This window comes from Gluconobacter thailandicus F149-1 = NBRC 100600, from assembly GCF_000964465.1.
Lineage (GTDB): Bacteria > Pseudomonadota > Alphaproteobacteria > Acetobacterales > Acetobacteraceae > Gluconobacter > Gluconobacter thailandicus.
On record NZ_BANH01000061.1, the window covers coordinates 24364 to 37316 of the forward strand.

Below are 12953 nucleotides of genomic sequence, written 5' to 3' on the forward strand. Positions count from 1 at the left end.
AAAATGCCGCAGACTTATTCAATCGGAGAGATGGGGCGCCTAACCGACACGAAGATCGAAACCATCCGCTATTATGAACGTGCGGGTCTGTTGCCTTCTCCTCCTCGCAGTGCCGGGAACTATCGTGTCTACACTCAGGAACATTTAGGGCGCCTGGGCTTCATCCGCCGCGCAAGAGAGTTGGGCTTTCCGCTGAATCAGGTGCGGATGCTGCTGAATCTGGCGGCCCAGACAGACCGATCCTGCGAGGACGTCGATATTCTTGTTCGAGAACATATTTTGGAAATTGACCGCAAAATCCGTGATCTACACTCACTAAGGCAGGAATTGAATCATCTGCTGAAGCAATGCCAGCATGGTGAGATTGGCGAATGCAGGATCATCGACGCCTTGGGGAGATAGCTCTCATTCAGCAAGCAATACCAAAATGTTTTCTCCACGCCGCATATCGCATCCACGGGCCGCAGGGTGACGCATTTTTTAAGATGGGATCAAAAGGGGCGGAATTTGATAAATCAAATAAACAACTGAACAGACTGGGAATTTCTGATTTATCTGGCGGAGAGGGTGGGATTCGAACCCACGGTACCCGCGAAGGCACAACGGTTTTCGAGACCGCCCCAATCGACCACTCTGGCACCTCTCCGTACAGCCCGCGTAAACAGGCCTGATCGATGGAGCGGCTTATGGCGAGGTTTTCAGGACATTGCAAGAGGGCTCTATCAGTCACGTTGAAAAAAGCATGATCAGAGTGCCTCAATATGCTGTTTTTGATTGACGCAAAGGCTGTCGGCCTGTATCGACCCGCCTGTTCTGTCCGTCTTTTCACAGAGATGACAGGAACCAACGATAAAAAGCGACTGGGTTGCGCCAGACCGGGAATACCCCGGCAAAAGTGACCACGAGATCGGAACAGCGAGAGTTTCCAGAATGTTTGCAGTCATCCGCACGGGCGGAAAACAGTATCGTGTTGCTCCCGAGAGCATCCTGAAGGTTGAGAAGCTTGAGGCGGAAGCCGGCAGCACCGTGACCTTCTCCGACGTCCTGCTGGTCGGCAGCGAGGGCAGCGTCACCGTTGGTGCACCTCTGGTTGCTGGCGCAACCGTGACGGCCACCGTGGTCGCACAGGATCGTCTGGCCAAGGTCATCATCTTCAAGAAGCGTCGCCGTCAGAACAGCCGTCGCAAGAACGGACACCGCCAGCACGTTACCGTGCTGCGCATCGACGCGATCAACGCGGCCTGATAGCCCGCACCAGGAAGGATAAACAGCCATGGCACAAAAAAAGGCAGGCGGTTCCAGTCGTAACGGGCGCGATAGCGCCGGTCGCCGTCTCGGCGTCAAGAAGTTCGGCGGCGAGAGCGTTCTGGCAGGCAACATCATTGTCCGTCAGCGTGGAACCAAGATGAAGGCTGGCAGCAATGTCGGCGTTGGTCGCGATCACACCCTGTTCGCCCTTGTGGACGGACATGTGAAGTTCCAGCGTCGCGCCGAAGGCCGCGTCCACGTTTCCGTGGCGCTGCCGGAAGCCGCCGAATAAGTCACCGCGCCCCAAGCGCGAGCGGAAGGGCCGGTCCTCCTCAGGGCCGGCCTTTTTCATATGTTGCGGATAATACGATGAAATTTCTCGACCAGGCCAAGATCTATGTACGTTCCGGCGATGGCGGTGACGGCGTGATCGCCTTCCGTCGGGAAAAATATATCGAATTCGGCGGCCCTGATGGCGGCAATGGTGGACGTGGCGGTGACGTCATTTTCCGGGCTGTCCCTGCCCTCAATACGCTGATCGACTTCCGGTACACCCAGCATTTCAAGGCCCGCAAAGGTGGGAATGGCGCGGGCTCTGACCGTACCGGCGCGGCTGCGGATAATGTCATCATTGATGTCCCCGTCGGCACGCAGATCTTCGACGAAGATCGCGAAACCCTCCTCGCGGATCTGGACGAAGCCGGTAAGGAAATTCTCCTTTGCCGTGGCGGTGACGGTGGCCGGGGTAACGCTCATTACAAGACCAGCACCAACCGTGCGCCACGCCGTGCCGACAAGGGGTGGCCGGGTGAAGAGCGCTGGGTCTGGCTGCGCCTGAAACTCATTGCGGATGTTGGCCTTGTTGGCCTCCCGAATGCAGGCAAATCGACACTACTTTCCGTGGCGTCCCGAGCTCGCCCAAAGATTGCAGATTACCCGTTCACAACGCTGCATCCTCAGTTGGGTGTGGTACGCCTGAACACGACGGAAGAATTCGTCATCGCGGACATTCCTGGCCTGATCGAGGGGGCCAGTGAAGGCGCAGGGCTTGGTGATCGCTTCCTGGGTCACGTCGAACGATGCGCAACGCTGCTTCATCTGATTGATGGAACAGAGTCGCAGATCGTGAAGCACTGGCGCCTGATCAGGCATGAACTCGAGGCCTATGACCCGGGCCTTGCTGCGAAGCCTGAAATCATTGTGCTTAACAAGTGCGACTCTCTGACGGCCGAACAGAAATCGGCCAAGAAGCGTGCCTTGGCAAAAGCATCTGGCGCAGAAGTACTAACGCTCTCTGGCGTGACTGGAGAGGGGCTGCCCGAGCTGCTCCGGCTGCTTCAGGATCGTGTCAATGCTGCGAAGGAAAGCAAACAGGCATGACATCCCCGGCCGCTGCCCCTCACCTGGCGCAGTTGCGCCGGATTGTCATCAAGATTGGTAGCGCTCTTCTGGTTGATAGCGCACAGGCGACGCTGCGGACGGACTGGCTCCGCAGCGTTTGTGAAGACATCGCCAATCTGCGGAAAGCAGGGACAGAAGTTGTCGTTGTTTCATCGGGAGCGATCTCGCTTGCCCGGCATCAGCTCAGCCTGATGAACCGCCGACTTCGGCTTGACGAAAAACAGGCTCTGGCCACCGTTGGGCAGATCGGTCTGGCTCAGGGATGGAGCACCGCACTGGCCGAGCATGGACTCGTTGCCGGACAACTTCTTCTCACACCGGATGATACCGAAAGCCGTGAACGGCATCTCAACGCCCGCGCCACCCTTCAGACGCTGATTGATCTTGGATGCATTCCCGTCATCAACGAAAATGATGCGATTGCGACGTCCGAAATCCGGTTCGGTGACAATGATCGCCTTGGCGCCCGCGTGGCCCAGATGATCGAGGCAGACTGTCTGGTTCTTCTTTCTGATATTGACGGCCTCTATACCGCAGATCCCCGCACGAATCCCGATGCACGCCATATTCCAGTGATTGAACAGGTGACTGACGAGATCATGGCGATGGGCGGCGAACCCCCGCCAGGATATTCATCCGGCGGTATGCGCACCAAACTCATGGCAGCGCGCATTGCCAATCGCGCTGGTGCGGCCATGGTCATTGCCGCAGGCCAGACACAGAACCCTCTTCAGAGGCTACTGGATGGCGGCCTGTGCACTTGGTTTCTCCCCCAGACCGATACCGGCTCGGCGCGTAAGCGCTGGATAGGCAGCAGTCTGCACCCCAAAGGCGCACTCACTGTTGATAACGGCGCCCGACAGGCTCTCATTGTCGGTGCTTCCCTGTTGCCCGCTGGTGTGACTGCCATTGACGGGTATTTCGAGCGTGGCGACCTGGTGCTCATCAAGGATGAGAATGGCAACACAATCGGTCGGGGACTGCCGTCCTACAACGCTGATGAATGCAGGAAACTCATTGGTCATCGGTCAGCGGAGATGGAGCAGCTTCTGGGCTACAGAGGCCGGGATGTGTTGATCCACCGAGACGATCTGGCTCTGGATCAACACTGAAACAAACGAAGTGTTTTAGCCTCTTGGCGGCCAGCGGAGCTTCGGCTCCGCTCGGCGGCGAAGTGTTTCCTCATCATCGCTTCGGGTAGCGACAGACCGCGGTGCAAGCTCTTCACGCTCACGGCTACCCGCCTGAGTGCGTTCCTCTTCCCAAGGCGCACGAGACCAGCTCTTAGCCGGCTCCTGCCTTTTGACGGCCCGGCGCAAGACCTCTGGATCAGCGGCCATCGGGCCATCCTCGTAGGTCGGCCCCTCAGCACGAACGACTGCGACAGGCTCAAAATAGTCTGCCGTCTTCGAAGGTGCGGGCTCCACTGCACGAACCTTTTCAGGCGTAGCGCGCGAAGGCGCACGCACACTGTCCTCCCGGACCGGACCTGAAGCCACAGTCCTGTCTGACGGAGGCGCAGTCAGGCGAAGCGTGAGAGACTGCAATTCCGCACGCAGTTCCGCGATCTGGAACTCCAGTTCCTGCAACCTCGGCTTCACGCCGAAGACCGCAAATGGCATGCACAGCAACGCCAGCCCGAACAGACCGGCTATGATCAGGAGACACATCATTGCCCAGGTGGGCAGCCATGAAATATCGGACATCATGTTCCGGCCCGGATGTTAAGGAAGTCTGACGATGCTGAGTTAATTCAGATTACATGCCCAGAGCGCGACGATAGATGTCGAGCAGTGTTTCCTGTTCTTCCACCTCGGCAGGCTCCTGCTTGCGCAGTTTAATGATCTGCTTGATCACCTTCACGTCAAAACCGGCGGACTTGGCTTCGGAGAAAATATCCTTGATGTCCCCTGCCAGAGCCTTGCGTTCTTCTTCCAGACGCTCAACCCGCTCGATGATGGAGCGCAGGCGGTCGGCAGCAATGCCACCCGTTGCGGCGCCTTCGATTTTGCTTTCTGCGTCCATGTTCGATTTCCTTTTTCAGGCATAAGTCCAGAGTGCCGCAAAGATGCGATACCAGCCGCGCGGCTTATCGCGCCGGGGCTTGGGAGGTCAACGGATTTATGTGCACATTTAGGGAACGCGCGCGTTTCCGTGATGGTTCCTCCCGATGTCGTGCATGCCCGTTCCCTTGACAGGAAGCCCCCCAGAGCGGAACTAGACCGTGCCTGCAAAGGTCTGAACCCTAAACCCTTTTCCCCGACAATCCGGGTTCGAGAGGTCAGAGAGCACTCATGGAACACGTCCAGCAGGTCGAGCCATTCGACTATGTTATCTTTGGCGCCACCGGCGATCTCACAATGCGCAAGCTTCTGCCTGCGCTTTATAACCGTCTCCGCATGGGGCAGATCCCCGACGATGCCCGCATCATTGGGACAGCCCGCACGGATATCGACCGGGAGGGCTACGTTGCCCGCGCCAGAGAGGCGCTGGAACGCTTCATACCCGATGACGTCCGTTCACCGGTCCTTGTCGACCGGTTTCTGAAACTTGTACATTATGTCACACTTGATGGCACAAAAGCCGACAGTGACTGGGGAGTTCTCTCCACTGTGCTGTCGGACGCGCCGGCTGACCGCATCCGTGTCTACTATTTTGCTACGGCGCCGCAGCTTTATGGAAGCATCTGCGAGAACCTGCACAGCCAGGGTCTCGTAACGCCTCACTCGCGCGTCGTGCTGGAAAAGCCAATCGGCACGGATATGGCAACGGCTACCGCCATCAATGACGGCGTGGGCCAGTACTTCCCGGAAAACCAGATCTACCGCATTGATCATTATCTCGGGAAAGAGACAGTCCAGAACGTTCTGGCCCTGCGCTTTGCCAATCCGATCATGAATGCGATCTGGTCCGGTGAGCAGATTGAAAGCGTGCAGATCACGGCTGCCGAGACCGTCGGCGTAGAAGGACGCGCGTCCTACTACGACACATCCGGCGCCATGCGGGACATGATCCAGAATCACCTTCTTCAGGTTTTGTGTCTTGTCGCGATGGAAGCGCCGGATTCCCTGGAAGCCGACACGGTTCGCAACGCGAAGCTGGCTGTCCTGAACGCCCTTCGCCCGATCACAGATGACACTGTGGCGGCAGAAACCGTTCGTGGGCAGTACACGGCAGGTGTTGTCGGGGGCCAGAGCGTTCCTGGCTATCTGGAAGAACTGGGTCAGCCGAGCAATACGGAAACCTATGCTGCCATTCGCGCCTGGGTGGATACACCTCGCTGGAAAGGCGTGCCGTTCTACATCCGCACCGCCAAGCGTTCCGCCCGCAAGGTCAGCGAGATCGTCATCCGCTTCCGTTCTGCACCGACTACTCTTTTCGGTTCAGCCCCCCCAGAGAACGTTCTGGTGATTCGCGTTCAGCCCAATGAAGGCATCGAGCTTCATTTGAACGTCAAGAATCCCGCACTGGACGCATACACTCTGCGAACGGCAGATCTGGATACGACGATCCGGATGGAGGGAGGTCTTCCCTTCCCTGATTCTTATGAGCGCCTTCTGCTTGACGCGGTACGGGGAAATCCGATTCTCTTCATCCGTCGCGACGAAGTCGAAGCGGCATGGCGCTGGGCTGAGCCTGTTCTCAATGCCTGGAGCGAGAACAAGGTGCCGATGCAGACATATAGTGCCGGGTCGTACGGCCCGGAGACGTCTGCTGAAATGCTCGCTGAACGTGGCGACAAATGGCACGAAGACATGGAGTAAACGCTTTTGACTGACAACGCGAACGCAAAGCCCCGTTTCTCACGGGGCACACGGCGTCCGCCCCGTACACTCAAACAGCACCTGATGCGCCGGCTCCTGATTGTGGTGCCGGCGTTTCTGTTGATGTTCGTGATCGTTCGTACCGGACTTCTGGATTTTTCTTATGACAAGTTCACGTTCAGCAAGCTGAGCTGGTTCGACAACACCGCCCTTGTGGAACATCTCCGGCTCGTCGTGACCAATGATGGCCTCACGGATATGCCCAAGCGGTGCCTGGTGTTCGTGGTCAATGGCAATGCTGCGGACAATAATCCGGATATTGATGTTCTCGGACGCCATGGAAACGGTTGCCCAGGCGACAAGCCTTCCGCCGACAAGCTGTTCAGCCTGAAGATTGATCGTAGCGAACGGACCGTCCAGACTGATGCCGGTACGCCCGGTTCTTTCCGCCAGCTTCAACCCTGACAGGAGCAATTTTCAGGAAGGGCGTGATCCGGCCTTCCTGAAGGCTTCCCGCAAAAACTCTCCCCCTTCCCGCAATGCTGTCCGACCATCCCTGAACAGGGCGTAACCGTTCAGAAAGCCATGAATCATGCGCGGAAAAAGTCGATATCGAACTGGGACACCTGCGTCTCTAAGTAGACGGCTATAAAGCTCCCCCTCGCCTCTCAGCGGATCGAATCCTGCCGTGACGATCATTGCGGGCGGAAGGTCATTGAAGGTCTCGGCGAAAACAGGCGAGAACTCCGGGTCGAACAGATCATCTGGCGACACAAGCGTCTGACCGCAATACCAATGCAGCAGTTCCGTGGTGAGCATATAGCCTTGGCCATATGTCTGTCGGGAGGGTGGAATGATGGGGCCGCTGACCGCTGGGTAATAAAGAAGCTGGGCCGCCAGAGTGATCTCTGGATTAGTCCGACTCCAGTGCGTGAGCGCGGCTGAGAGATTTCCGCCAGCACTGTCCCCCGCCACTGCGATCGGAAGATTCGGTACAGCCTTCCTCAGCCACTTGAGTGCTACCTGTGCGTCTCTCAGACCCGCCGGGAAACGATGCTCAGGGGCAAGGCGGTAATCGAGGGACAAAACCATCGCGCCCGACGCAGCGGCCAGTCGGCAGCAGATACCGTGGTGAGAGGTGGTATCGCAATGAACGAATCCTCCACCATGCAGAAACAGCAAGACTCCAGTGACTTTCCCCCTTGGGCGATAGAGCCGTGCAGGTCGCTCCCCGACTTCACCAGGGACCTTGATCTCGATCCACTTGCGAATGCGAAGGGAAGACAGACATTGAGGGAAGCTGGGGCGCCCGGTGATGCGCCGGATCTGGGCGAGCGCGGCGGCTGACGGCATAGGCGCAGGAATATCCGGGATCACATCGACAGGTACTGAACGGGATATTATGCCCCGCCGACGGGCCTGCCATTCAAGCCAGAAAAGAAAGATCCGCAGAGCAAAAGTCGGTTGCATTCCAGCATCATGGCGACAAATGAACCGAAAGTCTGCCCTTGACCCGCACTCGCTCCCGGCGCAAGGTCCGCCCGCCAGACGGCTGGACGATCGCTGTGGCCGGGATGAGGATCCCTGTCATGGAGGAAAGTCCGGGCTCCATGGGAAAACGGTACCGGCTAACAGCCGGCGGGGGCGACCCTAGGGACAGTGCCACAGAAAACAGACCGCCCGCCGGACTGTTCCTTCTGGAACATGTCGCGGGTAAGGGCGAAACGGTGCGGTAAGAGCGCACCGCGATTCCGGCAACGGCGTCGGTCACGGTAAACCCTACCGGGAGCAAAACCGAATAGGAACGGCAGGCTGTCGCAAGATGGCCGGGAGCGTCTCACTCCGCCGTTCGGGTTGGTTGCGTGAGGCATGCAGCAATGTATGTCCCAGAGGAATGATCGTCCCGCCTTTGGCGGACAGAACCCGGCTTACAGGCCGTCTGGCACCTCTGAACAAAAACTGTTCTCCAATACTCGCCAGAACAGATATTAAGAGAACATAAAGAGAACAAATAGCGGCAGGTATAGATCTCGCCCGGCGATTATCCCTGATAACTCCTAATAAATAGCAAAAAATCTCGTCACAATTCCCACATTGAAAATAGCCGCAGTTTTCTGCCGTTTTTCGAAGATATGTGTTTGACGTCCCATAAAATCCCATGGTATCCCAAGAAAGAACAGAGAAATACCTGAACACCTTGCGCGGGTCCTGAAGTGAAGGGAGGCACATCATCAATGAGCATGTTCCTCGGCACGCATCAGAACCGCTTTGACGCCAAGGGACGTGTTTCCATTCCGGCCCCTTTCCGATCCGCTCTCAGAACACAGGCACAGCCGGGTGAAGCTTTGGTCATTCTTCGGCCATCTCATCTGCATCCCTGCATCGAAGCCTGGACGTCGGCCGCTTTTGCCTCCCTCGCCCAGCCGCTCGACGAATACGACCCGTTTTCTGAAGATCATGATGACCTAGCTGCCAGCCTGTATGCGGATGCCTATCCGCTGGATAGCGACAAGGAAGGCCGGATCATTCTTCCCGATATCCTGCGCACGCATGCTTCGCTGACGGATGAAGTCTCTTTCATGGGACTGGGTCGTGTTTTCCAGATCTGGAATCCGGAAGCCGCAGCAGAGCGCCGTCTCCAGGCGCGCGCACGGGCAAAAGAACTGACAGGCAGCCGCAGACCGGCCAACGGAGTTGCGGCATGAACGCGATTACTCTCGTCCACCAGGGGCATGTCCCCGTCATGCTGAAGGAAGTCCTTGAGGCGCTGTCTCCCCGTGATGGCGGCCGCTATCTGGACGGCACTTTCGGCGGCGGCGGTTATGCCCGCGCCATCCTGAACAGTGCGGATTGCACGTTGCACGGCATTGATCGTGATCCCACGGCAATTGCCCGCGGCGAAGCCATGGCCCAGCAGGCCAATGGCCGCCTGATCATGCATCAGGGTACGTTCGGGGATATGGAACAGCTCGTCGGGCAGGATGGTCCGTTTGACGGGATCGTGCTGGATCTTGGCGTATCCTCGTTTCAGATCGATCAGGCAGAGCGCGGATTTTCCTTCCGCAACGATGGCCCGCTGGACATGCGAATGGGTGCTGACGGACCGTCTGCCTCAGACCTTGTCAATTCCATGAAGGAAAGCGATCTGGCGGACGTTCTTTATCGCTACGGTGAAGAGAAACTGTCCCGTCGTATCGCTCGCGCCATTGTCGCCGCACGCGCTGAAGAGCCCATCACGACCACCGGTCGCCTGGCCCATATCGTGCGTTCCTGCGTTCCCAAGGATCGTTCCAAGATCGACCCGGCCACCCGCAGTTTTCAGGGTCTTCGGATTGCTGTGAACGATGAGCTGGGCGAACTGGAACGCGCGCTGGAAGCTGCCCCTCGCCTTCTGGCTCCCGGTGGTGTGTTCGTCGTCGTGACGTTCCATTCCCTTGAAGATCGTCTGGCCAAACGCGCCATGGCGGAACTGGCTGGCCGTACGGCCAATCCGTCCCGCTACGATCCGGCCCCGGTCCGGAAAGAGCCGCCGGCTTTTTCCCTTCTCCATTCCCGCCCCCTGCCTGCCACGGAAGAGGAAGCGCGGGAAAACCCCAGAGCAAGAAGTGCACGTCTGCGCGCCCTGGTTCGTAATTCCGCCCCACAACCGTCCGCCTCAGGAAACCGAGCATGATCCGGCCTTTCACCATTGCCTGCGCTGTCCTCGCTGCAGGATCTGGCCTGTTTCTTTATACCAAGAAACATGAGACGACGGTTCTCGACCAGAAGATCACCAAGATTGTGCAGGAAACGCAGAAGGTCCGTTCACAAACGGCCATGCTGCGGACGGAATGGGCCCTTCTCAATCAGCCTGATCGCCTGAATACGCTGGCAGCTCGTTTTGTTCCGGATCTACACCCTATGGCGCCGGACCAGTTCGTTCGCATGGCAAGCGTGGAAGCACGCCTGCCTGCTCCCGGCTCACGTCCTGCTCCAGTTGATCCGCGCGAAGGACTGCATGAAGTCGTAAACCGCGCTGCAACCGAAGCACATCTCCCGCTTCCTGCAGCGCCGGTTGTACGTCCTGCCGCTCCTGTCGCGCATGCTCCCGTTATCGCGACGGCCGCTCCGCAGCCTCTCCCGGTCACACCACGTGTCATGACCGCCAAGGCGACTGCGCCACGTGTTGTCCATCCACATGCAGACCGGATCTTACACAGCCAGGACACCGAGCTGGCCTCCGCAACCACGACGCGCCCGGTTGCTCCGCACCTGAGCACGGCACGATCGGATGTGACGCCGAGCGTTCGCCTTGTGAGCTACCATGGAACACGTCCGACGCCGGTTGTCGCAACGGCCTGGCATAGCCAGCCTGCGCATCAGGTTCGGGAAGCATCCCTGACGCGGGTTGCTGAAGAAGAGCGCCCGCGAATCCATCATCATGCCAGCTCTGCGCTGGGAAATGACGGAGACGCATTGCCCCCGCCGGTTCCGTTGGCTAACTGAGACCCTCTCTCTTGTTAACTGCTCGTTAAGTATTTTCCGGATAGCTTCGGGCGAGCACCTTACATAGGACGCAACGCCGCACGATGCCTCAGGACGTGCCACCCTCATCAGGTTCGCATCGCGCAGCGCGCCAGAATAAACGGGCGGAGCAGCGCGGCTCACAGGCAGCGGGACCAAAGCTCTCGTCCCGTCGCCTGAACCTTGACCAGATGCATGGCCGCCTTCTCGTGGCTGGCATGGGCTTTCTTGCGATCTATGGCGCTGTCGCCCTCAAGGCGACCTTTGCAACCGTCCTGATGCCCATGGAGCCGGAAAAGCGCCAGATCGCCCCTCAGGTTCCGGAAATTCCCAAGAGTGATCCGCGCGGTGAGATGGCTGGCGATTTCGTCCTGCCATCCGTCAAACGCGCAACCATCACGGATCGAAACGGTCAGGCTCTCGCCCTCTCCCTCCCGGTGGCGCAGGTCTATGCCAATCCGATGGAGCTGATTGATCCTGAAGAGGCGGCCAAAAAACTGAAAACCGTTCTGCCAAAACTGGATGAGGCGGAAACCGTTCGTCGCCTCTCCCTGAAAAAGCAGTTCGTTTACATTGCCCGCGATATTTCTCCCGTACAGGAAATCGCGATCAATAACCTTGGTATTCCTGGCATCTATTTTGAAGCCGGCGAGCGCCGCCACTATCCTCTTGGCCGTACGGCTGCCCAGATCATGGGCAGCGTGGATATTGACGACCATGGCATTGCCGGCGTTGAGCGCTTTTTCGATCAGCGCCTGAATTCGGATCGCACGCCACTCCGTCTGTCCCTGGATGTTCGTGTGCAGGCAGTCGCACATGATGAGCTTGCGGCCGCCAAAGATGAGTTTTCGGCCATTGGTGCCTCAGCGATCGTCATGGATGTTCGAACGGGCGAGATCCTCGCCATGGTCAGTCTGCCTGATTACGACGCCAATGAATTCAACCATGCGCCGAATGATGCCCGCTTCAACCGCGCAGTGACGGGCATGTACGAGCCGGGTTCGACCTTCAAGCTTCAGACAGCAGCCATGGGTCTTCAGCTTGGTGTCGTCCATATCTGGGATCGTTTCTCAACCATTCCCATCCGGGTCGGACGCTTCACTATTCGTGACATGAAGACCGATCATTTTGCGCCATGGCTGTCTCTGCCTGGCGTTTTGGCATACTCGTCCAACCCGGCTGCGGCCCATATTGCTCTGGATGTCGGGGCGCAGCGCCAGCAGGAGTGGCTGCGCGGCATGGGCTTCTTCAACCGCGTTCCGGTTGAACTGCCTGAAGCCGGGCGGCCGCTCGTACCAGCATCAAAAAACTGGGGTATTTCGACTGTCATGACCGTCGGCTTTGGTCATGGTGTTGCCGAACCGCCTCTGGCCATTGTCCGCGGCACCGCAGCAACTGTGAATGGTGGCATCCTTCTTAAGCCGACGCTTGTGGCACGCGACCAGCAGGATGAAGCCCAGACACCAGACGCCAAGCTGCGTCCTGTCGCCTACAAACCGGATGAAACGGATAATGGCGACGACATTGGTGCGCAGACCCCTGTTGGAACGCGGGTTCTGTCAGAGAAGACCTCTGCCCTGCTCCGCAAACTGCTTCGTCTTGACGTCACGGTAGGCAGCGGCAAGTCAGCTGAAGTTCCGGGTTATTACGTTGGCGGCAAGACGGGTACGGCAGAAAAGATTGGTGCCCATGGTGGATACCTGAAGCACGTCAACGTTTCGGCCTTCACCAGTGTCTTCCCAATGAACAACCCGCATTATGCGGTCTATGTCATGCTCGACAGTCCTCAGGGAACGGCTGCGACCCATGGCTGGACCACAGCCGCCTGGAACGCCGCACCAACTGTGAAGAAGATCATCTCACGCGTTGGGCCAATTCTGAACCAGTTCCCGGACACCGCCAACAAGGACGCGATTGAAGCGTCTCTTGCCATTCCCATGAATCCGTCTGTGCCAACGGGCTATCGTGCCCTCGGTCCCGGAAATGATCCCGGCGACCCGCGCAATCAGGCGCACTCTTCCAAGACACAGCACTGAG

General features: G+C 58.2%; 14 protein-coding genes, 1 tRNA gene and 1 other RNA gene. 12 read left to right on the plus strand and 4 right to left on the minus strand.

The features are described 5' to 3' along the window. The first annotated feature begins 3 nt into the window (after positions 1 to 3). The gene (locus B7444_RS13505) at positions 4 to 402 is read left to right on the plus strand and encodes a MerR family transcriptional regulator (RefSeq protein WP_007283554.1); all 399 of its coding nucleotides are present in this window, start codon (positions 4 to 6) and stop codon (positions 400 to 402) included. Positions 403 to 556: 154 nt separating this feature from the next. Here the strand turns inward: B7444_RS13505 and B7444_RS13510 are convergent. After that, positions 557 to 646 (minus strand) — tRNA-Ser (locus B7444_RS13510). Between the two features lie 284 nt (positions 647 to 930). Between B7444_RS13510 and rplU the strand changes: the two genes are divergently transcribed. From rplU to proB, 4 genes are all read left to right on the plus strand, one after another. Beyond that, the gene (gene rplU, locus B7444_RS13520) at positions 931 to 1245 is read left to right on the plus strand and encodes a 50S ribosomal protein L21 (RefSeq protein ID WP_007283552.1); all 315 of its coding nucleotides are present in this window, start codon (positions 931 to 933) and stop codon (positions 1243 to 1245) included. Positions 1246 to 1273: 28 nt separating this feature from the next. Next, positions 1274 to 1540, plus strand: a complete 267-nt coding sequence (rpmA, locus tag B7444_RS13525; RefSeq protein ID WP_007283551.1) for a 50S ribosomal protein L27 — start codon at positions 1274 to 1276, stop codon at positions 1538 to 1540. Between the two features lie 77 nt (positions 1541 to 1617). Then, complete coding sequence (gene obgE, locus B7444_RS13530; protein WP_007283550.1) at positions 1618 to 2628, plus strand: GTPase ObgE; 1011 nt, start codon at positions 1618 to 1620, stop codon at positions 2626 to 2628. Further along, a complete protein-coding gene (proB, locus tag B7444_RS13535; RefSeq protein WP_007283549.1) occupies positions 2625 to 3761 on the plus strand; it encodes a glutamate 5-kinase in 1137 nt (378 codons plus the stop codon). The genes obgE and proB overlap by 4 nt, the downstream gene beginning before the upstream one ends. 15 nt (positions 3762 to 3776) lie before the next feature. On the opposite strand, the gene B7444_RS13540 is transcribed toward proB, so the two are convergent. Next, complete coding sequence (locus tag B7444_RS13540; RefSeq protein ID WP_007283548.1) at positions 3777 to 4358, minus strand: hypothetical protein; 582 nt, start codon at positions 4356 to 4358, stop codon at positions 3777 to 3779. A 49-nt stretch (positions 4359 to 4407) separates the two neighbouring features. After that, a complete protein-coding gene (locus B7444_RS13545) occupies positions 4408 to 4674 on the minus strand; it encodes a DUF2312 domain-containing protein (protein ID WP_007283547.1) in 267 nt (88 codons plus the stop codon). A gap of 269 nt (positions 4675 to 4943) precedes the next feature. Between B7444_RS13545 and zwf the strand changes: the two genes are divergently transcribed. Together zwf and B7444_RS13555 are read left to right on the plus strand one after the other, a co-directional pair. Next, positions 4944 to 6413 carry a glucose-6-phosphate dehydrogenase gene (zwf, locus tag B7444_RS13550; RefSeq protein ID WP_007283546.1) on the plus strand — a complete coding sequence of 490 codons (1470 nt, stop codon included), beginning with the start codon at positions 4944 to 4946 and terminating at the stop codon, positions 6411 to 6413. A gap of 6 nt (positions 6414 to 6419) precedes the next feature. Further along, a complete protein-coding gene (locus B7444_RS13555; protein ID WP_035729018.1) occupies positions 6420 to 6878 on the plus strand; it encodes a hypothetical protein in 459 nt (152 codons plus the stop codon). Between the two features lie 12 nt (positions 6879 to 6890). On the opposite strand, the gene B7444_RS13560 is transcribed toward B7444_RS13555, so the two are convergent. Continuing rightward, positions 6891 to 7883: an alpha/beta hydrolase gene (locus B7444_RS13560; RefSeq protein ID WP_007283544.1), complete on the minus strand. Its 993-nt coding sequence runs from the start codon at positions 7881 to 7883 to the stop codon at positions 6891 to 6893. A gap of 74 nt (positions 7884 to 7957) precedes the next feature. On the opposite strand from B7444_RS13560, the gene rnpB reads away from it, so the two are divergent. From rnpB to B7444_RS13585, 5 genes are all read left to right on the plus strand, one after another. Further along, an RNA gene (gene rnpB, locus B7444_RS13565) (RNase P RNA component class A) lies at positions 7958 to 8360 on the plus strand. A gap of 287 nt (positions 8361 to 8647) precedes the next feature. Beyond that, positions 8648 to 9118 carry a division/cell wall cluster transcriptional repressor MraZ gene (mraZ, locus tag B7444_RS13570; protein ID WP_007283543.1) on the plus strand — a complete coding sequence of 157 codons (471 nt, stop codon included), beginning with the start codon at positions 8648 to 8650 and terminating at the stop codon, positions 9116 to 9118. Beyond that, on the plus strand, positions 9115 to 10086 hold the full coding sequence (gene rsmH, locus B7444_RS13575; RefSeq protein ID WP_035729021.1) for a 16S rRNA (cytosine(1402)-N(4))-methyltransferase RsmH: 972 nt from the start codon (positions 9115 to 9117) through the stop codon (positions 10084 to 10086). The genes mraZ and rsmH overlap by 4 nt, the downstream gene beginning before the upstream one ends. Next, positions 10083 to 10898: a cell division protein FtsL gene (gene ftsL / locus B7444_RS13580; RefSeq protein ID WP_007283541.1), complete on the plus strand. Its 816-nt coding sequence runs from the start codon at positions 10083 to 10085 to the stop codon at positions 10896 to 10898. The genes rsmH and ftsL overlap by 4 nt, the downstream gene beginning before the upstream one ends. A gap of 83 nt (positions 10899 to 10981) precedes the next feature. Next, positions 10982 to 12952 carry a peptidoglycan D,D-transpeptidase FtsI family protein gene (locus B7444_RS13585; protein WP_007283540.1) on the plus strand — a complete coding sequence of 657 codons (1971 nt, stop codon included), beginning with the start codon at positions 10982 to 10984 and terminating at the stop codon, positions 12950 to 12952. The last annotated feature ends 1 nt before the right edge of the window (position 12953 follow it).